Annotated in this window: 27 protein-coding genes; 10 read left to right on the plus strand and 17 right to left on the minus strand. The window is 31.9% G+C overall.

From position 1 onward, the window contains the following. Positions 1-7 precede the first annotated feature (7 nt). The 4 genes from RH98_RS05240 to RH98_RS05255 all read right to left on the minus strand — a co-directional run bounded on the left by RH98_RS05240 (position 8) and on the right by RH98_RS05255 (position 4,711). Positions 8-1,039 (minus strand): HlyD family secretion protein, encoded by a 1,032-nt coding sequence (locus RH98_RS05240; protein ID WP_010251310.1) that lies wholly within the window; start codon positions 1,037-1,039, stop codon positions 8-10. Positions 1,040-1,045: 6 nt separating this feature from the next. Further along, positions 1,046-2,380 (minus strand): TolC family protein, encoded by a 1,335-nt coding sequence (locus RH98_RS05245; RefSeq protein ID WP_010251312.1) that lies wholly within the window; start codon positions 2,378-2,380, stop codon positions 1,046-1,048. Positions 2,381-2,562: 182 nt separating this feature from the next. Further along, positions 2,563-3,426 carry an AraC family transcriptional regulator gene (locus RH98_RS05250; RefSeq protein ID WP_010251314.1) on the minus strand — a complete coding sequence of 288 codons (864 nt, stop codon included), beginning with the start codon at positions 3,424-3,426 and terminating at the stop codon, positions 2,563-2,565. A 61-nt stretch (positions 3,427-3,487) separates the two neighbouring features. Then, positions 3,488-4,711: an MFS transporter gene (locus RH98_RS05255; RefSeq protein WP_324290004.1), complete on the minus strand. Its 1,224-nt coding sequence runs from the start codon at positions 4,709-4,711 to the stop codon at positions 3,488-3,490. A 137-nt stretch (positions 4,712-4,848) separates the two neighbouring features. Here RH98_RS05255 and RH98_RS05260 point away from each other — a divergent pair, with 137 nt between their 5' ends. Then, positions 4,849-5,730 carry a LysR family transcriptional regulator gene (locus RH98_RS05260; RefSeq protein ID WP_010251318.1) on the plus strand — a complete coding sequence of 294 codons (882 nt, stop codon included), beginning with the start codon at positions 4,849-4,851 and terminating at the stop codon, positions 5,728-5,730. Between the two features lie 391 nt (positions 5,731-6,121). Here the strand turns inward: RH98_RS05260 and RH98_RS05265 are convergent, their stop codons facing one another. The 4 genes from RH98_RS05265 to RH98_RS05280 form a co-directional block, all read right to left on the minus strand. Continuing rightward, on the minus strand, positions 6,122-7,618 hold the full coding sequence (locus RH98_RS05265) for an acyl-CoA dehydrogenase family protein (RefSeq protein ID WP_010251320.1): 1,497 nt from the start codon (positions 7,616-7,618) through the stop codon (positions 6,122-6,124). 197 nt (positions 7,619-7,815) lie between these two features. Next, positions 7,816-8,679, minus strand: coding sequence for a helix-turn-helix domain-containing protein (locus tag RH98_RS05270; protein WP_026038752.1), 864 nt, complete (start codon positions 8,677-8,679; stop codon positions 7,816-7,818). 242 nt (positions 8,680-8,921) lie between these two features. Further along, complete coding sequence (locus RH98_RS05275; RefSeq protein WP_237717508.1) at positions 8,922-9,155, minus strand: hypothetical protein; 234 nt, start codon at positions 9,153-9,155, stop codon at positions 8,922-8,924. Positions 9,156-9,557: 402 nt separating this feature from the next. Further along, entirely contained in the window at positions 9,558-9,740 is a 183-nt protein-coding gene (locus RH98_RS05280; RefSeq protein ID WP_010251323.1) for a hypothetical protein, read from the minus strand. A 302-nt stretch (positions 9,741-10,042) separates the two neighbouring features. On the opposite strand from RH98_RS05280, the gene RH98_RS05285 reads away from it, so the two are divergent. The 3 genes from RH98_RS05285 (at position 10,043) to RH98_RS05295 (ending at position 11,817) form a co-directional block, all read left to right on the plus strand. Next, positions 10,043-10,540 (plus strand): hypothetical protein, encoded by a 498-nt coding sequence (locus RH98_RS05285; protein ID WP_010251325.1) that lies wholly within the window; start codon positions 10,043-10,045, stop codon positions 10,538-10,540. Beyond that, complete coding sequence (locus tag RH98_RS05290; RefSeq protein ID WP_010251327.1) at positions 10,527-11,153, plus strand: hypothetical protein; 627 nt, start codon at positions 10,527-10,529, stop codon at positions 11,151-11,153. Before RH98_RS05285 ends, RH98_RS05290 begins: the two co-directional genes overlap by 14 nt. A gap of 136 nt (positions 11,154-11,289) precedes the next feature. Continuing rightward, entirely contained in the window at positions 11,290-11,817 is a 528-nt protein-coding gene (locus RH98_RS05295) for a hypothetical protein (RefSeq protein ID WP_010251329.1), read from the plus strand. Between the two features lie 323 nt (positions 11,818-12,140). Here the strand turns inward: RH98_RS05295 and RH98_RS05300 are convergent, their stop codons facing one another. Further along, positions 12,141-12,461 carry a MerR family transcriptional regulator gene (locus RH98_RS05300; RefSeq protein ID WP_010251331.1) on the minus strand — a complete coding sequence of 107 codons (321 nt, stop codon included), beginning with the start codon at positions 12,459-12,461 and terminating at the stop codon, positions 12,141-12,143. A 102-nt stretch (positions 12,462-12,563) separates the two neighbouring features. On the opposite strand from RH98_RS05300, the gene RH98_RS05305 reads away from it, so the two are divergent. The 3 genes from RH98_RS05305 to RH98_RS05315 all read left to right on the plus strand — a co-directional run bounded on the left by RH98_RS05305 (position 12,564) and on the right by RH98_RS05315 (position 14,706). Beyond that, entirely contained in the window at positions 12,564-13,052 is a 489-nt protein-coding gene (locus RH98_RS05305) for a nuclear transport factor 2 family protein (protein ID WP_010251334.1), read from the plus strand. Further along, entirely contained in the window at positions 13,052-13,711 is a 660-nt protein-coding gene (locus RH98_RS05310; RefSeq protein WP_010251336.1) for a cysteine hydrolase family protein, read from the plus strand. The genes RH98_RS05305 and RH98_RS05310 overlap by 1 nt, the downstream gene beginning before the upstream one ends. 287 nt (positions 13,712-13,998) lie before the next feature. After that, entirely contained in the window at positions 13,999-14,706 is a 708-nt protein-coding gene (locus tag RH98_RS05315) for a LuxR C-terminal-related transcriptional regulator (protein WP_010251337.1), read from the plus strand. A gap of 146 nt (positions 14,707-14,852) precedes the next feature. Here the strand turns inward: RH98_RS05315 and RH98_RS05320 are convergent, their stop codons facing one another. Then, positions 14,853-15,401 carry a GNAT family N-acetyltransferase gene (locus RH98_RS05320; RefSeq protein ID WP_010251339.1) on the minus strand — a complete coding sequence of 183 codons (549 nt, stop codon included), beginning with the start codon at positions 15,399-15,401 and terminating at the stop codon, positions 14,853-14,855. 670 nt (positions 15,402-16,071) lie between these two features. Here RH98_RS05320 and RH98_RS05325 point away from each other — a divergent pair. Beyond that, a complete protein-coding gene (locus tag RH98_RS05325; RefSeq protein ID WP_010251341.1) occupies positions 16,072-17,070 on the plus strand; it encodes an OmpA family protein in 999 nt (332 codons plus the stop codon). Positions 17,071-17,421: 351 nt separating this feature from the next. Here the strand turns inward: RH98_RS05325 and RH98_RS05330 are convergent, their stop codons facing one another. From RH98_RS05330 to RH98_RS05350, 5 genes are all read right to left on the minus strand, one after another. After that, positions 17,422-17,784 carry a VOC family protein gene (locus RH98_RS05330; RefSeq protein WP_081498615.1) on the minus strand — a complete coding sequence of 121 codons (363 nt, stop codon included), beginning with the start codon at positions 17,782-17,784 and terminating at the stop codon, positions 17,422-17,424. Positions 17,785-18,333: 549 nt separating this feature from the next. Further along, positions 18,334-19,551 carry a TCR/Tet family MFS transporter gene (locus RH98_RS05335; RefSeq protein WP_010251345.1) on the minus strand — a complete coding sequence of 406 codons (1,218 nt, stop codon included), beginning with the start codon at positions 19,549-19,551 and terminating at the stop codon, positions 18,334-18,336. Positions 19,552-19,631: 80 nt separating this feature from the next. Next, positions 19,632-20,513, minus strand: coding sequence for an AraC family transcriptional regulator (locus RH98_RS05340; RefSeq protein WP_010251347.1), 882 nt, complete (start codon positions 20,511-20,513; stop codon positions 19,632-19,634). 313 nt (positions 20,514-20,826) lie between these two features. After that, complete coding sequence (locus RH98_RS05345; protein ID WP_010251349.1) at positions 20,827-21,225, minus strand: hypothetical protein; 399 nt, start codon at positions 21,223-21,225, stop codon at positions 20,827-20,829. Between the two features lie 116 nt (positions 21,226-21,341). Beyond that, on the minus strand, positions 21,342-21,773 hold the full coding sequence (locus tag RH98_RS05350) for an OsmC family protein (protein WP_010251350.1): 432 nt from the start codon (positions 21,771-21,773) through the stop codon (positions 21,342-21,344). 213 nt (positions 21,774-21,986) lie between these two features. Here RH98_RS05350 and RH98_RS05355 point away from each other — a divergent pair, with 213 nt between their 5' ends. Then, positions 21,987-22,436, plus strand: coding sequence for a hypothetical protein (locus RH98_RS05355; RefSeq protein ID WP_010251352.1), 450 nt, complete (start codon positions 21,987-21,989; stop codon positions 22,434-22,436). A gap of 218 nt (positions 22,437-22,654) precedes the next feature. After that, positions 22,655-23,659, plus strand: coding sequence for a UDP-3-O-(3-hydroxymyristoyl)glucosamine N-acyltransferase (lpxD, locus tag RH98_RS05360; protein ID WP_010251353.1), 1,005 nt, complete (start codon positions 22,655-22,657; stop codon positions 23,657-23,659). A gap of 67 nt (positions 23,660-23,726) precedes the next feature. Here lpxD and RH98_RS05365 read toward each other — a convergent pair whose 3' ends face one another. Both RH98_RS05365 and RH98_RS05370 read right to left on the minus strand, forming a co-directional pair. After that, positions 23,727-24,932 (minus strand): serine hydrolase domain-containing protein, encoded by a 1,206-nt coding sequence (locus RH98_RS05365; protein ID WP_010251355.1) that lies wholly within the window; start codon positions 24,930-24,932, stop codon positions 23,727-23,729. 204 nt (positions 24,933-25,136) lie between these two features. Next, positions 25,137-25,685, minus strand: coding sequence for a chromate transporter (locus RH98_RS05370; RefSeq protein ID WP_010251357.1), 549 nt, complete (start codon positions 25,683-25,685; stop codon positions 25,137-25,139). Positions 25,686-25,687 lie beyond the last annotated feature (2 nt).

Below are 25,687 nucleotides of genomic sequence, written 5' to 3' on the forward strand. Positions count from 1 at the left end.
TATCTTATTATTTTTTTAATCGTACTACAACATTCATTCCTGCAATCAACTTATCCAAATCAACTGTATCAGTAGTAAACTCAATTCGCACAGGAATACGCTGCTGTATTTTTACAAAATTCCCCACAGCATTATCAATAGGAATACCCGAATATTTTGATCCTGTTGCTCCGGATATAGCAGAAATTACTCCTATAAACTCTCTTCCTCCTAATGCATCTACAGTAATAGAAACACGTTGTCCAACTTTTAAATTTTTTACTTGTCTCTCTAAATAATTAGCCGTAACCCATTTTCCATTGCTCTGCACTAGGGAAGTCAATTGTTGATTCACTTGAACTAACTGTCCCTCATTAATATACCTTCTTCCAATAATTCCATCATGAGGAGCTGTAATTGAGGTATAAGCTAAATTTAATCGAGCCAAATCAATAGCTGACTGAGCCATTTCTATTTGTGCGAGATCTAGCTCAAGCGCCTCTTTATTTTCTTCTACTAAAAGCTGTGTAGTCTTTTTTTGTCTGACTAATTTCTCGAGATTAGCATGTTCACTACGATAGTTTAATTCCATTTGTTCGTATTGTTGTTGAGTAACAGCTTGTTCTTTTAGCAAAGAAACATAACGTAAATAATTAGCTTTATGATATTTTAATTTTACTGTTGATTCTCCAATGGAAGAGTTTACCACTTCCACATTATTCTCTAATCCTTTAATAGCGATTAATCTTTTACTGTAGGCTGCTTGAGCATTGGTTAAATTTACTTGCGCCTTATGATATTGAATCGCAAACTCAGACTTATCTAATAAGATTAAAGTGTCTCCCTTCTTTACTGTTTGATGCTCACTAAAATTTACTTTTTCAACATAAGCTTGCACTTTAGCGTGAATAGGAATTACATGTCCCTCAATTTGAGCCGCATTTGTATAACTGTTATCATTCAAATGAAAAAATTGAACCATTGCAATACAAACTAGCAGGAGTACACCTGCTATAGTAAGTGAATTGAATAGTATATAATTGCGTTTTCTTGGTGTCATCGTTTTTTATTTTAAAGTATTTAAATCTCCAACCAAATAGGATAAATAAAGTGTAGAGTACAATAATTCTGCATCGTTATTCGCTACTTTTAATTCGGTTTCTAATAGTATATTACTCGCATTATAAACATCTAAGTACAAGACCAATTGAGCCAAATATTTTTCTTGTATAATGCGATAGTTTTCCTTGGCTTGTTCCAAAGCTTGTTGCAATTGTTTTCGTTGACTCAACTTCAACTTTACTTGAAGATACCCTTGAGCAATGTCCTTTTCAAGTTGTTGTTTAGCATAACTTTGTTGTTGCTTAGCAATTTCAACTTGTATTTCAAGCGGTTTTTCTCTTTTTTTTGCTGTGTATAACTTAGTAAGATCATAACGTATTCCTAACCCCATTTGCCAGGTATTGGTATATATATCCAATTGTGGTGTAGTAGTACGTACTGGACGATCCGTAGAGGTTTGTATAAAAGCATATAGTTCGGGCCAACGATTTGCTTTTTCCTTCTGTAAACCTAATCCCTGAAGTTTAAAATACTCCTCACCTTTTTGTAAAACCACTGATTTCTCTCTTGCCTCTTCCATATAATAGGCTTCTTGTTTTAAGAACGTCTGTTCAAACTCAATAGCAAATGCTCGTGTGGTTAGGGTAATTGTTTCATCCCCCATGGCTAATCGTAGCTCCTTTTGAATTGCCTGTTGATCAGCATCGTTCTGTTGTTGCTTTAATTCAATATCAGAAATTTGCAATTCCGCAAGTAATACTTCATCTTTTGTTACCATTCCTTTTTCTAGATACTTTTGAATAAGCGCTAAGCGTTCTTCGGCTAATTCCTTATTTTTAATATAAATAGATTCAAGAAGTTCCTCTCGATATAAATTGAGATAGTACTTACTCACTTCTAGCTCCAAATCTAACTGCTGTTGTTCCAAATCTAACTGAGCTAGAAAGTGACTTAATGCTTGTTCTTTTATGTCCAAATTAATCTGCTTGCCCTTATAAAGGGTTTGATTCGCTGTTACCTGAATACTATGATTAAGATGCAAATTTTTCAAAGTTGTTTCCTTTTGCCATTTTTTATCTAATAAGGTTGTATTTCCTTGGTATCCCACAGTCATTTGAACGGATGCAGTGGGTAAACGCTGTGTTTTACTGCGACCCCATTCACTTTCACGCAATCGCACCTCTTGTTCATTTAATTTTAATTGGGGGTGATTTTCCAATGTTGCTTGAACAACCTCTTGCAGAGTAAGAGATTGAACTGGGGAGTTTTGTGCTATTATTTTACCTACTATACTGGGAAAAAGCACTAAACAAAACAACTTTATTTTTATTATTTTCATACTGTCCTAGTCTTATATTTATACATTGTATAATTCCTATCGTAGGACTACAGCGCAACGTTTACTTTAGTTATTTTACAAGACAACTAATAAAAATAGCCTGTAGGCCACATAAATTATTTTAGGCAAAGTAAAGACCATCGCAAAAAATGAACAAGGGAGTAATATTTGTAATACTAGGACTAATCGCGGTTTTTATTTCTAAACGCTATAGGTGAACATCCTTCGTTTTTAAAAAATAAACGAGAAAAATAAGAATAATCTTCATACCCTAAAGCAAACGCAATCTCTTTTACTGATAAATCAGTATAGAACAAAAGCCTTTTCGCTTCTAAAATAACGCGCTCTTGAATCACCTTAGAAACAGATAATCCAAGTGTTTGGGTACTACATTCATTTAAATATGTGGTTGATAGATGCAATAGATCTGCATAATAACTCGGGCGTTTATGTTCCGCAAAATGAAGATCTAATTCTTTGATAAAGCGCAAAGTAACTTTTTCAAAGCGATTGGTAGAACTAGGCGAATACCCTTTTTTTAGATAATTTTCCAAGAAAAGAGAAATATAAACATTTACACTATTTTTTAAGGCTGTTGCATAGAAAGATAGATCTGTTTTCTGATACAAATCCACACATAATTCAGCGGTATTTCGAAGTAGTTGAATATCCTTTTCTAACAGTTGAATAACGCGCGTTTGTAGAAACATTTTTTCAATTACTGTTTTGTATTCTGGTGAGATATACTCTGACTTTATAGCCAAAACACAATATTGTATTTCGTTGAAATCGATATTTTTATGTACTTGTCCCGGACTAGTATAAAGTAGACTAGCTGTATTTAATTGATACCTAGTAAAATCAACTTCTACCTCTAAAGTTCCTTGTTCTAAAAACAAAAAAATATGATAATCATGACGATGAGAATCTTTTAGGTTTTCAATATGATCTAGCCAAGAGCTCATAGTAATTTTCTGGAATAAAATTCCACGATGGACTTGCCCTGCAATATTTTTTAATGAAACCTGTTTTGCTTTTGTACTCATCTTCTACAAATTTGGTTACAAGATACTAATTCATTCCTTGTAGTTTTTAATTTTCACACGCTTACTTTTCATCTTTAAACACATAAATAGAACATATAGATGCTGCAAATGCAGCATAAGCGAATAGTTGAAAAGACAATTCTAAACCAATATGAACAATTAAACTCAATACTAAACTTCCTAAACCATAACCAATAAATAAAAAAAAGGCAAATAATCCTGTGGTTGCACCTTTTCGAGAAGAGAAAGTTGTGACAATTGCAGCAAATAAAGGATGAGATAAATCAAAACCCAACGACAATAAAGCAACTAAAGCATTTGAGAATACAAGGTTGACATTTTGACTTAAAATAAAAACTGCTAGAGCACTAATAAATATTCCTATTGGAATAATAATATTTCTCCCATAACGATCAGCTACTCTACCTAAGAAAGGACCTAGTAACAAACCAGGTATACCATATCCTAACATAGCTAAACCTATTTCTGCCTCATTTAAACTAAAATTTTTGTAAAAAAAATAACCTAACCAAGCAAAAATTCCACTATGAAACATACCGTTAAAAACAACATATATATAGGTTAATCTTGCTCTTCTTTTTTTCAAAATAATACTGTATGTTTTAAATACAGAGACTTTGTCAACTGAAGTTTCTTCCCCTTTAAAAATTGCTTTTTTAGATTTAATAATTATTATACTTATAATCAAACCAATCAATGCAACTAAAATAAATAGCCCTCGCCATCCAATCAGAGATGTTACTAAAGCACCTGCACAAGCACCAAAGGCAGTTCCTCCAGCCATACATCCAAAAAAAATTCCTAAAGCATGCCCTCTTTTGTGATAAGCAAAAGTATCGCTAATCCAACTAATTGTAGTTGGGGCTACACCAGCAGCGCCAATGCCTGTAAACAATCTTAAAACAATCAATTGATTAATATTTTGTACAAAAGCAGTTAGAATAGTTAACGTAATAAAAAGAACTAAAGAAAAACAAATTATTCTATATCTGCCATATCGATCACTTAAAGCGGCATAAATAAGAGTAAATAAACCGTAGCCCATTAAATATGCAGGCTCTATAAAACTTGCATGTTTGACTGTTACTTGAAAATATTTAGAAAATAAAGGTAATAAAGGTGCAACCATAAAGCCTTGAAAGAAAATGATAAAAGTTGCCATAGAAAGTTTTAATACTGACAACATTTTTCTATCTTTTTTACTGCTAGAGTGATTTATAAATTTAAACATGAAAATTTTTTTGATTATAGATTGAATTCCTATCTAATGTTACTTTAAAAAAATAATTTGTAAAGAAGCTGTTACTTTTCATTACAAATTTCATAATTTTAATTTATTAGTAAAATACGTTTTTTAGATATCATTAATCGATAATATCGATAATTAATACTATAACAAAAATGGAACTTAGACAATTAAAATATTTTGTAAGAACTGCAGAATTATTAAGCTTTACTGAAGCAGCTGAAATGGTGAGTATTAGTCAAAGTACACTTTCTCAACAAATACAACAGCTTGAACAGGAATTAAATACTACTTTATTTAATAGGACAACTCGTAAAATTTCTTTAACTGAAAGTGGACAAATTTTTTTAACCTATGCTAGACAAACAATTTATATTTCAGAACAAGGAAGACATGCTTTGAATGCAATTAATAATATAGAGAGAGGAGAAATTAAAATTGGAGTAACTTATGCCTTACGAGAATTGGCCCTACAAGCAATAGAGACTTTTACTACACAATTCCCAAATATTAAACTTAATGTTTTATTTGCCACCACAGATGAACTTATAGATTTATTACAAGAAATGAAAATAGATATTGTAGCTTCTTTTTTAAACAATAATATTGAAAATAGTCAATTGACAATAACTCCTTTATTAGATTCCCCTTTAGTCTTAGTCCAATCTTCACTTAATCCTATAATAAAAGCAAAAAGTATAACTATTGAAGATTTATCTCATTTTCCTTTAGCACTTGCAGACAAACGCTTTAGCACTAGACAATATTTAGATGAAAAGTTTAAAAAACTACATTTAAAACCTAAAATAAATATTGAAATAAATGATATTTCAATGCTTTTTAAGTTAGTAGAATCTGGAAAATGGATAAGTATAATGTCTGTAATTACAATTGATCCAATAAGAAATCTATCTCATGTACCTATTATTGATTTAAATGAAAAACACAAAGCCTATCTCATTACATTAAAAAACACTTACTTAAGTAATGCAACTTTAAAATTTTGTGATCTTTTAAGACATCAAACTATATTCTAAATCAACAGCAACAGACTTCATAAATTTATCAGTTAAATATTATTTTAAAAGAAAAATCATAAATTGTGAATTCAATATTCTGTAGAATAACTAATTGTAGTTTTCAATTTACAATAACTTACTTTTCACAATTAAACTATACTTATACTGCATTTTATAAAAAGCTATTTACTTATAATATATTTGTAAAGCTATTTTATGTTAGTATAAAAACCTAGTACAAAATAGTAAATTCATAATTATTTTGAGTAAAATATAACGATACAGAGCTATACTACATTAAGCTAAACACTATATCCTTCTTTTAATCTGCTAACTATGAGTACAAAAAAAGAGTCAAGCAGCAAACTACTTGACTCTTTTTTATAATTTATAAACGTAAATACCTAATTTAAAAACGTGTCCAATCTGAATTTACCTGATAATCCAAGATAGGATCTGCGTTATTTTGGGTTTTAAACTGTCCGTAAAAAGAGGCTAAATCAGCTTCAACCTGTTGACGGGTGATCTCTACTAATTCAGAATTAAAGTCATCCATTTGCATCACAAATTGAAAGCCAATAACGCGAGAAAGCATTCTACCAATAAGCAACATATTACGTTGTTTTATAGTACTATCTATTGTAAAATCAAAGTAAGTACCAAATAAATCAACACTTAAATCCGTGCGCTCATACCCTTGTAAAAAGCGATATAAATTAGTTTCCTTAGCTTTTCGCATCAACTTTACAATTCCTTCCCCTATTTGCGTATAAAGCATCTCGTTGGATCCTTCAAAAATTTGAAAGGGTCTACAATCAATTAAAGAGCGCCCAGCTATATGGTCTAAGCGATAACCATTTGCACCTGCTAATTGCAAGCTAATTTGAGCCGATTCATTCATTAAATCCGTTACCACAGCTTTAAGTACATTAGCCTCTATACTCATCGTAGCCAAGTCATTTTCAATACCACTGTTTTCTACACTGAAAATACACATACCCGAACACAGTGTATAAGCCGCTTGAATCTTAGCAATTTGATTTTTCACTGAATCAATACTCAGTAGAGGGACACCTCCTACTTTTCTTTCTTGACAATGCGCCAATGATTCGTCTAATAGCCTTTGAATAAATCCCAATCCCATTCCTGGAAATTGCAATCTACTGCGGTGTAGCGTATCTAGCATTAATTTAATACCTGTGCTTTCGGTTGCTAATTTTTGTTCTGAAGGAACAGCAACATCAATTTCATTAATTCCATAAGGGATAGCGTATAATCCTAAGTTATTGTAGCGATGCGTCATAGGAATATGTTGCTCCTCTCTGTTGTTTTCAGTAACAAAAAAGTCAATATCACGAGATAACTCGCCATTGGGTTTGCTCTCTCTTGCAGTAACTAACCAAAAATCCGCAGCACCACTTAAACCTTGCCAGTGTTTTTGTCCTTTAATATGATATATTCCCTCTTTCTCCTTATAGGCTGTTTTCATATTCAATGCATCACTACCATGAGCTTTTTCTGTAATCATCAAGCCTCCCATAGCCTTGTTTTCCATAAACTGATGAAATACGCGTTGCTGTACAGTCTGTTGTCCATACTTTGCTAGAGGTTCTAGGAAAAGCGCAATGTTAATTCCAAACATTAATGACAAAGGCAACGACTCATACGAAGCAGCAGCAAGTATTTGCAAGCACTCCTTTACCTTTACTCCTCTTCCACCGTGCATTGTCGGAATAGCTACTGCCAATGGTTTTTCCTCCATGATTTCTTCCATTAATTCAGCTGGAAAATCACGAGTTAACCCCATATCATTAAAATTGTATTTTTCGCGAAACAAATACTTCAATCGCTTCTTAAATTCTGCGATATAAGTACTAAAATCGATCTGTTCTATGACTGCATGCATAATTATCTCCTTTTTTCAATTAAAAATTCTATAGCGTTTTAACTCTTTCTATATCTATAGACTGAAAATCGATTCATCTATAAAGACGAAAACAATCAAATGCTATTTGAACAAATTTAAGAAGCTGATTGCAAAACAAATATGATAGTTCAGATTAAAGCTAGGACAAATCGTGCATACTTAATCTACAAGTGAAACTATATCTTCCTATATTCTGAAGGAGTAATACCCACGTGTTTTTTAAAAAGCCGTGCAAAATAAGATGGATCAACAAAATCAAGTTCATAAGCAATAGTTGCAATACTTTTGTTGGTTTCCTGTAGTAAAAGCTGACTGTGAATAATCGCGATTTCCAAGATAAGTTGCTTAGATGATTTTTTATACACAGCAGAAACACAGCGATTCAGATAGTTGATAGACACTTTGAGTTGGTCGGCATAAAAATCAACGGTCTTATGCTTGCTAAAGTGCAAATGGACAAGTTGTTTGAAAGCTGTGGCAATCTCTTGCCTGCGATCAATGGTGGTCGTAGAATCTGATAGCTTAATCACTTTTAGTGCAATAGTTTTGAACAAGCTTTCGTACAACTCTTTATAGGGTTTATCGCTGTGAATTTCACTATACAGCAAATCAAGCAAACTGCTTAGTTCCGCACTATTTTCTATATCGAGATTGAGCAAAGGTGAGATAGTAAAAATATTCAAAATCTGTGTTTCACGAAACATAGAAGTCATTGCATGCTCTTTAATCAGAACACAATAACCTTCTGCTGATTTGTCTACAGACTCAATGGCTGAAATATAACCATAATTACACAACAATACCGCAGGCGCCTCTACCGTAAACGTAGTCGAATCTATTCGTTGGGTAAAATAACCTTTAGTAAGATGAATCAATAAATTATAACCAAAGAAAATAGGTGGAATAGGAATTTTAAGGTAAGGTGCAATATCCTTGAGTGCGAAAATTTTAATAGGAGTACGAATATAGATCAAATGATTCCTGCTCATGTCCATGAACTTGGAAACAAACTCATCTGCATTAATTTGATTGTCTATCATACGTAATTGATTTATCCAAAGTTCATAAATTGAATTCAATTATCCATATAAAACAGGTTTTTTTTGTTTTTTCTATGGAAAAGGGCAGCTGTTTCTTTCAGTGTATCCCTCTCTTATTATCTTTATTAAAAATGTATAACTTAGTTTCTTCTATTTTACTGCTTATAATACTCTTTAGTTCAAGAATCTTTCCAACAATGACATTATCAGATACTTTCTCAGCTTATATTATCCACTGACAATTACTTCTTCGCGATCAAAAAAGCAATATGGAGCCATATTCCAATTAATATAAATGCAATACCTATACCAATGATTCCCCAAGCAATGAGTATATTATATCGTTTAGCTAATTCTTCTCCTAATGTATTGCGCATCCAGTTAATATTAATAAACACTCCTGGTCCTCCTGATTCATACATCCACTCATCTCCTTTTTTTGACCAATAGAGATAAATCAACCCTATCAACAACATAATAATACCTGGGAACTCAGGAATAAGTATAAGTAATCCAAAAACAATTCTCTACCTTTTTTTTTCATTGTATACATTATTAACTGAGCATTATATTTTTTACCATACCGGCAAGCTGTTTTACCTTTTACAAAACCTATCACGTCTTGATTGATATTTTTACTTGTTCAAGGGCATATAACAAAACCTATTATTTATAAGGTAACTGAGTTTTCTTATTATAATACAACAAAGGCACACAGTCATTATTTGATACATCTATCTTAATTATCAAGTTCTCTATACCATCCCAGAGTGCCATCCTTATCCTACGCATGAGCAGCGGTAATTAAATAATACAATACTAAAGTATCAACAGAAAAGACTGTCTTAAAAAATTAAAAGAAACAGCCTCTTCTTAAATCAAACTAGTTGTAACTCAATATACCTTAAGTAATTATCATTATTAGCTTCTATCAAATCCTTTACTTTTTCATTTACTATTATTCCACCAAATGAATTCATAATATCTCCATCTATTTTATCTTTTATAATTCCCCAATGCGTATATTTAACAAAACCTTTCTTATCGGATATTACTTTCAATTATTTGTAGTAATTCTTTATTGTGTTTTCCATATTTGATATAGTTAAAAGATTCTCCATCTTGAGGATATTTTTAATTTTTTCTTACTTTTAGTTTCTTTTTTGATCATAATTATCAATTAAATAGTTCATTCTCTAGCTTTATTAGCTTAGATACTAAATAAACTTACAAACCATCTAATAAAATCTTCATCACAATTCAAAGAATATCATCATAAAATCACCTTACTAAAGGCTTTAGTAAAGGATTTTATTGGGGAGTCCTCTCTAGATTTGAAGTATAAATTTTAATCAACTAGAGAATGAATTACATCAAACACCTTACACATTGGTTTGAACTATTAAAGAACAATGAAGAAGTCAAACCTTCTCTCATCGCAATGTACATCACACTTTTTCAAATGTGGAATCAGAACAGATTTATCAAGTCGTTTATCATCAATAGACCAGAGCTAATGACACTCTGCAAGATGGGAAGTAAAACCTCTTATAGCAATTGCATGAGTGATATGCATCGATGGGGATGGCTACACTACACTCCTAGTAATTCTAAATACGGATCGAGTACTGTAACTCCTAAAAACTGGAGTTATGTATCTAAAAAAACAGATGATAAAGAGGAATATTCAAAGACTAGTAGCGGGACTAGTACCTATACCACAACAGAAACAAGTACTGGGACAAGTAGGATGATGACTACTGGACAAGAACAGGGTCACAATAATAAAACATATAAACAACAAACAAATAATAATAAAGAATTAAATAATTTTAAAAAGAACTATCATGAACCAATGTAAATTACAAATAGCAGATACATTTGATATCATCGGTACGCAAAAGCTTTACAATATGGCAAAGTGCTGGAAGTACATCTTACAACAGGGCAAGATGATTTATGGCAGCGACTTTATCCTTACTCGACACCACAAAGACGTACTGCACAAGCTTCTGATCTATGCTATAGAAGATGAATCTATCATGCAACGATTAGCACTAGATCCCAAAAAAGGTATCTTACTCATGGGTGAACCAGCCACTGGAAAGACGGCTATGATACGACTGGTAAAGCCTTTTTTTGCGCGCAAAAAACAATACGAAATAAAAACCTGTAGAGTACTCTCTCAAGATTTTTCGCTCAAAGGTTATGAAATGATTGCTCCGCTCTTTACTGCTAATGCTAAAGTTATAGTACTAGACAATCTTGGCAAAGAGAATATAGCCAAGCACTATGGGCAGACCTGTAATGTAATACACAATATCATTGAGCATTTTTATGAGCAGCGATACGACCTTACTTTTCCTCGCGTACATATTACGACCACTTTATCTCCTGCCGATTTGGAGCGAAAATATGGCATAGGATTTCGCAAGATGCTTACTGAAATGTTTAACGTAATTGTCTGTGAATAGGCTCGACAAAGGAGAATAACACCTGAGTCGATGATCGCTCAATACAGCTTATAAATACCCGCCTTGCCTTACCCAAGGAGCTATAAATGTCTAGAGGTATAATACCTCGCTAACCTACTTTAAAAAACTAAAAATTATGAATGATTACCTATCAAAAAAACAATTCTTACTTGACGATATTATGGCAAATTTCTTACCTCTATTACTAAAATACAATCAAGAGATTTATAATAAGTTTATCAATGACCTACTACTTGACGTGGTCGAAGTAAGTGAAAATAAAACAATGATGTTTGTTTTGAATAAATTAGTATTTGCAAAAGGTACTGAGGGTGTTACCTTTCCTCCTATTGGAGAGCCTCACCTAAAGGGATATAATAATTTACAAATTACCTGGGATACACCTATCGATTTACAGCATGAGAAAGGATTTAAAGACGAGTTGTCGCTAGTAATTTTTAACGCCAGTAAAAACTTACTGGAATACAAAACCTGTAATTGCTTAAAAAAAGAGACAGTCATGGACCATACTTATGTCAAACTAAAAAAAGATTGGACGTCAGATGAGCTTATTATATGGGGGATCTGGTCTAGATATGACCTCAGAGATCTGACTACGGTAATTGCTAATAGTGATCAAATTCATCTCTGTGTAATTAGTTAGCGATATACATCCCTTAATTCTAAATTTAAAAAAGCCTTCTGACAATGAGCTAGAAATTCTAAAAACTCAATGTCAGAAGGCTTGCGTACAAACAAATAATCTTAATAATTACAACAATTTATATTGTATTCTTTTTTGCAACTAACTCAGGAGAAATGTGACGTACAGAACCTCTCAGTTCATTCTATTTAAGCGTTTTAATGGTTTGTTTCTCTCTGAAATCACTTGTTTTCGTGCTTGACTGTTTCCTTACTGCTGATTAGTTTCTAATTAACAATTGTTTATTTTTTGGGAGGCTTAAGTCAATAAATAAAATAGAATTATTACTTATTTTTCTTAAACTTGTTTAAGGTCTCTTCGATCATCTCCATGCGTTTCTTTACTTTATCTGCTGAAGCATCTAAAGTATATCCCTCTTCCATTAATTCTTTTATCAAGAGCATTTTTTTAATATTTTCATAATTGTATCTTCTATTCTTTCCTTCTTCTTCCGTTAAACTTGTAATGATACCTTTCTCTTCCCAATATCTAATTTGACGTGTCGCAATCCCTGTAATTTGAGCAACTTCCCCTATTCCAACTACTAACTTATCTAAAAAATCAAAATCAAAAGACAAATCATTTGCATCCTTACTTTTTTTCATTTTGTAACTTATTTACAATTTATGTTGCAAATATAAAATTTAAGTACTTCATTTGCAATTGTAACTTATTTACAATTAAAGTCAATTTAAAACATTAAATGTATGATTAGAACATTCTTTATTTTACTATTAATAGTAACCACATTAAAAACAAATAGTATGTCAGCACAAAACTCCCACGCAGAAGGAGCAAAAGATGAGCTTATTAGTGTTGTAGAAAGAACATTTGCTCAAGGGGCTTTAAACCAATTGAATATAGAACAAATGAAAATAGGATTTCATCCTGCCTTTAGTATTCTAGTACCCAAAGGGAATGAAATATTTAAACTTTCTTTAGATCAATGGATTAAAATTGTCCAAGCCTTTAAAGATACTCATGAACAAGTCAACTCAGGAATACGAAATCTTGAATATAAAATAGAGGTATTAGACCTAACAGATAGTACCGCAGTTGTCAGAACGCAGTTTTTTAGGAATAAACAATTAATTATAACTGACTTTTTATCCTACATCAAATTTGACAACTCATGGATGGCAGTATCTAAAATATCAAAAGAATATATTACTAACCCTTTAAATCTTGATTTATAATGAAAAAAGCATTTTTTCTAATACTAACGTTATTGTTTATGAATACCATTTTAGCGCAGTCTACTTCAAAATCAGCTTTAATTTTAATTGAAACACAAAACGAATGGATGCATCCTAATGGAAAGCTTAACAAAGCTTTAATTCAAGACACTCAAATGATGCAAAACTCTATTACTAATATTGAAAAAGTACTGCAATATGCAAGAGATAACAGAATAGAAGTAATTCACGTAGGGCTTCGCTTCAAAAAAGGATATCCAGAAATGGGTAAAGCTGAATCAGGGCTACGAAAAGCTATTCCAAATGCAGGAACCTTTGAGGAAAATGAATTTGGAGCTGAGTTTTTTGAAACAGTAAAACCTTTGACAAATGAATTTATAGTTACTGGGCGTATTGGAGCTAGTGGATTTACAGGTTCTAATTTAGATGTCTATCTAAGAAACAATAAGATCGATAACCTTTATCTTGTTGGATATGCAACACAAGTTTGTGTAGAAAGTACCTTTAGAGATGCGCATGAAAAGGGATATAATACCTTTGTTATCTCAGATGCTACAGCAGCTTTTAATAAAACGCAACAAGAGTATTTCTTAGATGAAATTGTACATCATTTTGGGCAGAAATTGACTAGTAAGGAATTTATGAATTTACACTTTTAATAATGCCTCCTACTTTACAACTTAGATTTATAAAACACATCGTTATTGATGTGTTTTTATTATTACAGATTATCTAACTTACTTATTAGTATTATTTGTTTAAAAACTATTCAACAAACGCACACATTCACAGTTTTAAATCCAAAAAATACATGCTTTGGCCTTATATAAAACCTGGTAATTTTAACTTTTTTCTTCTTTTATTAAATGTTAGATAATTGATGTATTTTTTAAAATTAATTTTATCTTGTTCCCCTTTAATTCTGTTTTTAAAACAATCAACAACAATGAATAAAGATCCTCATAAAAAATGGGTAGATTTATTAAAACAAGAAAAAGGAAAAAATAACTCAGTAGCAAAAAAAGAAGTACAACCACTACCCCACTCTTACTCTTTTATTTTTGATACACTTAATAATAAATTTGAGTTTTTCGATTCTGATTTCACTGCAATTACGGGATATTCTGGACAAGAAATGACTACAGAGCTATATCTTCAAAATATGCATCCAGAAGATTTAGAAGGCTTCTTTGAAAAGGAAATACGAATACAAGCCTTTACTAACGATTTAAGACACAGCCAAGTCTTTAAATACAAGTTTGAATTTTGTTATCGAATGCGTAAAAAAGATGGTACTTACTTATTTCTCTTTCAGGAATATCAAGCTTTAGAAGTAAATAAAGAGGGCTATTGGTCAAAATCTATGGTTAAACATACAGTAATAAACGACCATTGCGATACTTACGATAATACTCACTTTAAAATCTACGACAAGGAACAAGGCGCTTATCTCGATCTAGACAATAAAATAAAACTAACAAAGAGAGAATACGAAATTATTCAACTAATAAGAGAAGGGTTAACAAGCAAAGAAATATCTAATACACTGAATTTAAGTACCAGTACAATTCAAACACACCGAAAAAATATATTGAACAAAACACAAACGCATAGTTTTATTGAATTAATCAAAAAGCTAAATGTTTTTCAATAGTATTTACATGGTACAATAGCGTTATTTTTATTTTGATACCTGTACCTGTCTAAAGGAGTAAGTACAGATTAATAAAACGCATATTTCTAGTACATAAAAAAACCGGTAGTGTACACTATCGGTTTTCTTTTAGTTCAATATCTTATTTATTTTGCAAGTTTAGAATAAACCGCAGTATCAATGAATTTACCATTATAGAACTCATTTTCCTTAAAGTGAGCTTCTTTGACAAAACCACACTTCTCAAGTACTTTCATTGAGCCATAATTCTCAGGGTCAATCAAAGCTTCTACAGAATATAATCCCATTTGTTTAAATCCGAAGTCTAGTAAGCCATTCAATGCCTCAGGTACATAACCTTTACCTTGATATTCTGGCAATAACATATAGCCTGCCTCAGCTCTATAATGCTCTAGTTTCATGCGATAGAAACCAATTGTCCCTATCATCTGTCCACTGTCTTTTAGTGTAATCGACCAATTGATACACTCCTTTTCTGCCATTCGCTCATTTAGCGAATTAATATATGCTATTGCTTCATCCACAGTTGTAGAGAGTGGTCTAGGAATATACTTCATGACATCAGCACTAGAACGCATCGCAAAGATTTGTTCTGCATCTCCTAAGTCAGTCGCTCTTAGGATTAATCGTTCTGTCTCTAATATGGGAAATACTTTAAAATTAATATCTAACATTGTGTTTAAATTCTTTTGTGATTGCTAAAAGTAACAAAAAAGAACAAACACAGATATACAAAGGGCTAAACTAATTGTAACTACTCCCTATTTAATACATATACTTTAGCTATGGCGCTGTCGATTAGTGTTTCTACTCTTGATGATAGACTAATAAAATACTGATACATTAAATCGAACTACTCATAGGTAAATAAATATTATAAGTGAATGCTAGCACATTGGGCAACATCGTTATAACTCAGGATAATAAAGAAGCAGTACTGCCTAAAATAACAAAGAGGTAAACCAACATAATTAGTTTACCTCTCGGGGGGTGCGGGATGCTCTTAAAACAAGGTTTAAGTCCCTCACCAGTTAAACAAATATATAAATTATTAAGAAATCAATAAAGACGTATGCTAAAATTAAAGAGCTATTGTCTAGGACTTTAATGTTCATAGAGGCAATAATATAAATAGATAAAAGGGATTGTATTTAAGAAAAATAAGTATGCAATACTTCCTATTTGTTTCCTCAATTCCTTGTGATATAACCCCTATAAACTATTAATTATAGACTTCTTTTACTTTATTTTATTCTCTATTTGTAATATATAATGTTTTTTTATCGAATTTAGTACAGTCATAAAAAGGCAAAACAACAATAACCATATCAAATTGAATAAAACATGAAAAAAACAACTGTTTTACTAGCAAGTACTTTAATCGTAATGGCTTGTAATCAAAAGAATAAAGAAACTGACATTACTAATCCCCCTATCGAACAAAGTTCTACTAAGATTGAAAAATCTGCAGACGAATCTACAAGCTTTAAGATGGAAGATGTTCCTTACAGTGAAGCTGAAATAGGCGCATTTCCATTCTTTACTCTGCCGAAAGGGTTACAAGAAATGAATAAGCCTTTACAAAAGAATTTTGATGTATGTTACTTCCCCATTGATGGTATAATGACTCCTGTTGAAGGAAAACTATATAAAGTAAATGTAACTGCTGAGGCAGGCGAAGAATTCTCTCAACGCTATTTTGAGAAAAGCTTAGAAGAATATTTGATTTCTATTGGAGCAGTTAAAGTATATGATGGTGAAATTACCGAAGAAGAATATAATCGCTATAATAAACAAGATCCTAACAAGGGAGCTGATGGAGATATAGGATATGTAGATGAAGTAATTAAAATGTATGTGATAAGAACTCGTAATCAAGGTAATATTTATATACAATATACAGCTAATAATGCTGGTGGTAAACTTAATATCTTACAAGAAGAAGCTCTGCAACAGACCATTGCTAAGATCAGTGCAGATGAAATAGTAAAAGACTTAACAGAAAAAGGCAAGTCTATTCTATATATCAACTTTGATACAGACAAGTCTTCGTTAACTAAAGAAGGGAATGAAGTAATCTCTGAGATAGCTAGTGCGCTAAAGAAAGATAACTCTTTAAGAATTTCTATTGAAGGACATACAGACAACACTGGTGAGGCGAGTCATAATAAAAAACTTTCTTCCGAACGTGCAAATGCTGTGATGACTGCTTTAATCAGTCAAAATATTGATAAAAACCGCTTAGTTGCTAAAGGACTTGGTGCTGATAATCCATTAGTAGCTAATGATTCAGAGATTAATAAAGCAAAGAACAGAAGAGTAGAATTAATACGAATAAAATAACAATCAAAAACCACTGATGGCGATCAGTGGTTTTATTATTCTATGGTTTATTGTAGTTGTAAACGCAATATATTGAAACTGTTACCTAAGTTTACTGTCATGTTTTAGTGCCGGAATGTCTAAAAGACTAAGTCTTTAATAAATGATAGTAGTACTCTTCCCTTAGCTTTGGTTAGTAGTATTTTACTCTCTTTTTATTAAAGGGTATAATCCCCTAGCCTAAATCCACAAATTACTTTTACATAGCTTCACTAATAAATAGAATTAAGAAATGTGAATATTCCTTTATTAAACCAAACTATAAGTCACTTATAAATTCATAAGAAACAGTTTTAGCCCTTTCAGATACTTTTATATCGATGTACACAGTTCTATAAGAAAGCCATTATTGTCTAAAACATAGCCTACTGTCTGTCCCCACAGTTTCACTTTTTGCTCTTCATATATCTTTCCACCAGCTAGTACCACTTGTTCCATTACTGTAGCTACATCTTCCACAACAAAACCTAACTCTATCCCAAAAGGTATATCACTATCCATTTGTTTATACCCTCTCGATAAATTACTTGTTGCTAAATCTAAATGAGCAAACGCAATTGTAGTTTCACCTGATACTAATTTGCCATAATCCTCTTCTGGTGTTATGAATTTCCTCTTAAAACCAAATGCCTGTTCATAAAACTTTACTGTAGTCTCGACATCTGCAACATACATAATCATATAACCATATTTTATCATTGTATTGTCCTCTTAGTTAATAATCGTAAATGTATCCATAAAAACAGTATTAAGAAATGTAGTCAATGCTTAATATTTTAGCACAATCAATTTATTAAATCCCTCTATATACTTAGACCCTATTGTAGTTTTTCTTTCTTTGTAGATATAGGATATTCTAAAATATTGAAAGTCAGATTAACTTAAACTTTAGCCTCTAAGAAAGTTAATATAGATTGGTTATTAAGTGCTATTATCTGTAGTCAAGATTAAAGCCCATGTATCCATCTCATTAATTATTAATTATTTACTGCTACAAAATATTTTATTCTACTATAATTCATTGTGCATTAGGAAGAGTAATATTGCTATATATAAGATAAATCGAACATGTAGCCAATGCAGAAGCTCGTTCTCCAGTAGATTGTCATTTAATCGCATGTAAATAATACAGAACTCGGCACTCTCACTAAGCCTGTCTATAAAAACAAAACAACCATAAGATAATCAAATGGTTATTTTGTTATAATATTAAACGATGCTTTATTAAACCTTATCCCTTTTAAAGCTTAGATAAATCACTATTGAGCTGATAAATATAAGTATAGATGCCAAAAAGAATGGGGCGCCTGAAAACTCAAAAGGTGCACTGTCGTGTGTGAAATAATAGAATAAACTAGTCATAACTGGGGGGCCCATGATAGAGGTAACACTTATCAAACTTGTCAGTGCTCCCTGTAATTCTCCTTGCTGATCTGAAGGTACATTTTTACTAATCAACGACTGAAGTGAAGGACCACAAATACCACCAAGTGAATAAGGTATTAGAAATGCAAACATCATCCATCCTTGATCAGCGAACGTAAATAATAGCAGTCCAAAAGCATAAAACAATAAACCTATATAAATGCTCTTTTTCTCACCTAAGATAGGGTTTGTCCATCTAATTAATACGCCTTGTACTAAACCAATCAGCAAACCTAGTAACCCTAATGATATCCCAACTGTTCTTTCTGTCCAGCTAAATTTGTACATAGTAAAGAAATGCCAATTACTTTGTACAGCATGAAGACCTATATATACTAAAGCTAGGGCTATAACTAACTTAGATATTTTTGGGTGTTTAAACAAAAATTTAAAAGACCCTACTGGGTTTGCTCGTTTCCATTGAAAAGATCTTCTTTTTGATTTGTCCAAACTCTCTGGGAGGATAAAGTAACCGTACAGAAAATTAAGAAAACACAATACAGCTGCTACATAAAAAGGTACTCTAGAACCATAATGTCCAAGCACTCCTCCTAAGACAGGTCCTATAATAAAACCTAATCCAAATGCTGCTCCGATGACACCGAAGTTTTTTGCTCTATTCTCATCTGTGGACACATCAGCGATATAAGCACTAGCAGTAGAAATACTAGCTCCTGTAAATCCGGCAATAATACGCCCAATAAACAACCAAGTAATAGTAGGGGCTAAAGCCAATAGAACATAGTCAATCGTAAAACCAAACAAAGAGAAAAGTAATATAGGTCGCCTACCAAATTTGTCACTCAAGTTACCTACGATAGGTGAAAACAAGAATTGAGTAAAGGCATAAGCAAAGCCTAGCCATCCACCATATTTCGCTGCTTCACTAATATCACTGTGAATAAGTTCGCTTATAAGTTTGGGAACCACTGGCAGAATAATTCCCCAGCCCGTAATATCAATTAATAAGGTTATAAATATAAAACCAACGGCTGCTTTTTTGTCTGTTTTTTTCATGGGATAAAAGTAAACAGAGCTATTAATTCAACTATTGACGGTTTTATAGGTTTTACGTACTATTTCTAAACCTTAGCCTATTATTCGAAAACCTGTTCTCTAAACACTTTGGGAGAAACCCCTGTATTTCTTTTAAAGTATCGACAAAAAACGCTTGTATCGTTAAAACTCAATTCATTGCTAATCTCTTTAATCGTCAATTTAGAGGACTTAAGCAATGTTTTGGCATGTAGTACAAGAATATGATCTATCCATTGAAGAGTTGATTTACCCGTATTTTGTCTTAAGAAAGTGGATAGGTATTGTGAGCTTAAATGAAGTTGATCTGCATAGAATTGTACCTCTCTATGTATATGAGCATATTTAGAAACTAGACTGTAAAAATCATCTATAATCTCGTGCGTACGATTATTCGCCTGAATAGAATTGACAGGCTTGTCCTTATAGCTTTCGACTATCATATTGATTAAGACCATCACCAAATGACGAAGCATTTCGACCTTACTACTACCTTCTTTTTTGTGATACACTTTCTCGATGAGTGTAAGTAGCTCCATTTGCAATAATGAATCTTCTTCTTGCAATCTAATAATAGGCTGCCAGCGGATTTGTTCATTCATTACTAACTCCCTTAATACTGGGAATGTTGATATAAAATCTAATGAGAGCCCTATGGATAATACTTCTGCATCTTCACTCAATGATTTTGTTTCTATCATCACTTGTGGTGGAACAACAGCAATATCACCAACATTTACCTTGTAATCTGAAAAGTGAATTTGTGTTGTCATAGATCCTTTCAAAACAAAACCTAGTAATAACCCTTCAAACAAGCGGTTGTGTTTTGTATAGTTACCAGCAGCGCTACTATATTGATGAAAGACAATAATCCCATCTGTTTTCTCTTTAGTATCAACATTGTAAAGCTTATAAACGTTATCTAATGTAATAAATAAAGCCATAACTGATTATCTAATATTATTTGTAAAGAAACTATATATATCGTTAGTCATCAAAGATAGTTTCTTAATCCTACTATACTTTTTGTACAGACAATAATAAGCAATTCAGATTAAATACCATTTATCATTTCTATTTATTATCACTTATCTCACTAAGAGCATATACAAAAATAAGCTCCCTAACCACTCATAAACTAAATGCAAATAAGAAAGGTTAGCAGAATATCTGCTAACCTTTTATCTTAATGTGTTTTTCTGTAGGGAAAAGAAGAGTTATTAACTAACAAAATTGAATCAACTACTCTTACCTGTTTTACTCCCGTCCTAGCCTACTATTAGCTATTTCTAAAGCTTCTTCATAATTACTAACGATCATAAGCTCATGTCCCCAATACTTTAAGAATATATCTTTAAATGCTATTGCTTCCGCTCTTCTTACTTCATCCGTTTCAATCTGAATCATAGCAAGAACATTCGTGTGAAGTTTCTCTTTATGGCGTTTCATCCACAAGTTCATTTTCTTAATATGTTCTTTGTTGCTTTTTGTTTCTTTTACATTTGGCGAATTAGATATATTAATCATTACAAACTTTTGTTCTCGATTTAATAAAGCAGCGTAGTCATCAAAATATTTATCGCTATTCTCCCCTTCTTTCACTGGTGCTATAGTAACCAATACAATAGGAAAGTTTTCGTCATTTATAGTATTCATATCCTTTATAAATTTTTGATAAAGGACTACTTTATATACACTTTATAAAATGGATAAAGCTTGGCTAATAATGGACTATTCAAAGAAATGCTTAGTTATAGGTGCTAAACTGTCAATCAATAAATTTCAGGAGTAACGATAATCTCAGTCTTAATCGAATTCGTCACTAAACAATTCTCTTTTGATTTAGTTATGACACGTAGAGTCTTATCTGATTGCTCTAAATCCTTTAGCTTAACTTTAGGAAGAATCTCTGCCTGCGTGATTATAAACTTGCGTTCTACAAGTTCTAATTTGATGTTAGTAGTACATTCAAACTGTTCAAACTCTATTTTAAAGTTTTCAGCAATGGCTAAAAATGTAGCCATAAAACAGCTATTAATTGCAGCTGCATATAAATGCTCTGGTGACCAAATATTAGGGACTCCTCCATTAAACTCTGGTGGTGTAGCACATTCGATAACTTGATCTAGTACAGGAGAAGAAAGCTCCCCTATTCTGCCATTCTTCCATTTGACATTAACCTGGTAAAAATGTTCTTGTGACATATCTTTATATTTTATATTCTAATTGTAAAATTAGCTTTCAAAAACATGATATACAGTAACATTAGTTACAATATGGAGCTTTTTAAAAAATTAAAAGTTGTAAGTATTAAACCCCTATTATTAGTGATAGACAGGTTCTCTGAATAGTATAATTTTACTTACAATACTATTAATAAGTATTTCAAACAGCTTAGACATATTAAATACCCCATTATGAGAATTATCCTAATAACATTATTACTACTACTTGGTCTTACCACAAAACTTCATGCCCAAAGTCATCTTTTTGGTCCATCAGTAAGTTATCAATATCAAAAAGGAAGCATTGTGAAAACAGGTATTTATTATGCAACGGCAGCTACCCCTACAAATGTTTTCAAAATAGATGGAACTGCTAATTTTACTTGGGTACAAGATAAATACACAGTAATCCCTGAAATAGCATTAGCCTATTATACAGATATGTATTTCATTGGTGCATTTGGAAGAGCTGAAGTTACACCATATACCTTAACACCTAAAGTAGGAGTTACCCTCTTAACTTTTGTAGAACTAGACTTAGGCTATGGTTTTCCCATCGCAGATAAATCTAATTACAGACCAATTAAAGGATTTACTGCTTCTCTGCGTTTTAACTTCCCTATCAATTTTTTAAAGTTATAATTTAACCTTATCCCATTGAATATCAAGTCATCTATAACAATGACTATCTAGCATGTATCAGTTTATTTTGTGTATAAGTAAAGATTAAAAACTAAATTTTTTAATCTAATACCCTATTATTATTGTTAAAAATAAAATAAATCTATCTTAATATAGCAATATTTGTTTATTTAGAGCGTTTTAATTAAATAAAACTTAAAAACCCCACTTTTACATTTATGAAGTCGTATACCCTAAATGAATTAAACAACGTACTGAATGGAATTGTTATAGGCAATACATCAAAACAAATTAAAGCTGCAGAACAATTAGAAAAAGCTAAAGATTGGCAAATCTCCTTCATAGGACATAAAAAATATGAACGATTATGGGACGACTCACAAGCTTCCATAGCCATAGTAAATAACGATATTTCTATTCTACCTGGTATAGATAGAGCTTTTATAAAAGTAGATAATGTAGATATTGCACTAGCGAGACTACTCACCCTTTTTGCTCCAAAGATGCCAAGTTTCAAAATAGATATTAGTGAAAAGGCTTCTATAGATGAAAGCGCAATTATAGGTGAAGGAAGTAAGATTGGTCCTGGTTGTGTAGTAGGAGCTAATGTCGTACTAGGTAAAAATGTAAGAATGTATCCTAATTCTACTGTTTTGGATGATTGTACTATTGGTGATAATACCACTATATGGTCAGGAGCAGTTGTTCGCGAACGTTGTCATATAGGGCATAATTGTATTTTGCATCCTAATGCTGTAATTGGCGCAGATGGCTTTGGATTCTGCCCCTCTCCAGAATTTGGATTAGTAAAAATTCCTCAGATAGGAAACGTAATGATAGGAAATCATGTCGAGATAGGTGCTAATTCTTGTGTTGATAGAGGAAAATTCAGTGCAACTATCATAGGTGATGGATGCAAGATTGACAATTTAGTACAGATAGGCCACAATTGCGAATTAGGTGAATTCTGCATAATGGCAGGCAATAGTGGATTAGCAGGTTCGGTTATATTAGAAGACTTTGTTGTAATTGGTGGAAGTGCATCTATAAAAGATCACGTGACTATTGGCAAAGGAGCTACTGTGGGCGCAGGTTCAGGCGTGACTGGAAATGTGGCTGCGGGTAAGACTGTACTGGGATATCCAGCACAAGAAGCAAAGACTACTTTAAGACAATGGGCGGCTATAAAACAATTAGTAACCAATAGAAACTTAAAGAATTAATATAAAATATTATAAGCAATTAAACTTTTTAAATAAGAAGTTTAATTGCTTATTTTTTTCTTTCCAATTACAGATTATTATGAACAATTAGGGCTGTTTCTATCTTATTGTATAATTCTATCCAATTGTCATCCGCAGCATCTGAAGTATTATTCATAATGATAATCATACCATAGCTTGAATCTCTGCACATTAATATTCCACTCTGTACGCCATTAGAAGTTCCTGTTTTTCCAAAATAGTGTCCTTCTCTTTGCCCATACCCTACATCCCATAAATAGCCTTTATCATCTCCATCTTCTTTATCTTCAAATAACAGTTGAGTAGCTTCTTTAATTAACGGATCATCACTCTCTAAGTAAAACTGCATAAATTTAACTAAATCAGGTAATGAACTAATCATTCCGTGTGAGCCTCCTATCAGTGGATTTTTAAGTAATGGAGCTACTTTGTCATTCTCATCATAACTTATTATCAAATCTTCTTTATACTTCTCATATTCATATAAATGAGTGTTTTTTAAATGAAGCTGATTTATAAAGTTATCTAATAATTCTTTATACGGTTTTTGATATACTTGTTCTAAAATATAAGCCATAAGTTCAGGTCCTACAGAGTTATACTCATAAATCGTTCCAGGCTTTTTATTCAACTCTACTGTATTTAACTCTAGTAATAAGTCTGTCATATCATAGTCAAAAGACTTATTCTCATAATATCCTTGTCTTACCTTTTGATAAATTTCATTTAGTTTATTTGGTGCCTTTTCTTTAAATCCCAGTGAGTGAGTTAACAAATTTTGAATAGTAATTGGTGTCCCTTCAAATTCTAAATTTGAAAAATCGCCCTTAAGGTACTTTCTAATATCATCGGTCAAAGTGATCTTACCCTCAAGAACAGCTTTAGCCGATAAAGAGCCTAGAAATACCTTTGAAATAGATGCTATCTCATAAAGAGTGCTATCACTAGGCATATCTTCAGTATGCTCACTGTCTTTACTATAATATTCTTGATAAATATTCCCGTCCTTATAGATAGCAATAGCAAGTGAATTAATATTGCCTTTTGCTAATGTCTTTTCAGCATATTGATCAATAAGGCTTGTCAGTTTTTTAAATGCTTCTGGTGGAATTACTTCCTTATAGTCTACCGTAGGCTTGCTGTTTGCTATTAGGTTATTTTCTTTAGTTAACGGACTACCAGCATAAGAAATAGCTCCTCCATATATAGAAAAAGATAACAAAACTGGTAATACTCCTGAATAATACTTCATATTTATCAAATAATCGATTAAGATTCTAAATATACAATAATTAGACAAACAATCTATTGCCAATTTTTCAATAACATAGAGGACAACACTATTATAGAGCTACCTATTCATAAAGTCTTTTTTCTCTACACGTTTCCAATGTTACAATCAGTTTCTCAATTACAATTCGTTTTGATATCCATTAGAAAAAGCTCTGTGGTATATCTAATATATGATAATACCAATAACTGCAGCTGCGAAAAGTATTAAGATTGGGTGAACCTTAAACCTTATTGAGCTTATCAGAGCCAAGACAAACAATATAGGACTGTAATAATCAGTAAAATTATCTTTATTGGTAAGTGATAAAGCAGCTAAGGCGATCAGAGCTATACTCAATGGTTTAATACCTGCTAATGCATAAGAAAAATACCTATTAGACCTAAACTTTAAATAAAAATACGAAATTAGACATATCATTAAAAAAGAAGGTAAACACAAGGCTACAGTCGCAATTATAGAACCAAATACAGATACTGCTGGAGAATATCCTTGATTACTTAATGCACTAAAACCAACATAAGTAGCAGAGTTTATACCTATTGGACCAGGTGTCATTTGAGAAATCGCTACTAAATCAGTAAACTCGCTTTTGCTAATCCATTGATTCTTATCAACTACTTCTTCCTGAATAAAGGATAGCATCGCATATCCTCCACCAAAACCAAATGTCCCAATCTTAATAAATACCCAAAAAAGTTTTAAGAAAATCATAC

It is taken from the genome of Myroides injenensis M09-0166 (assembly GCF_000246945.1).
GTDB classification, from domain to species: Bacteria; Bacteroidota; Bacteroidia; order Flavobacteriales; family Flavobacteriaceae; genus Flavobacterium; species Flavobacterium injenense.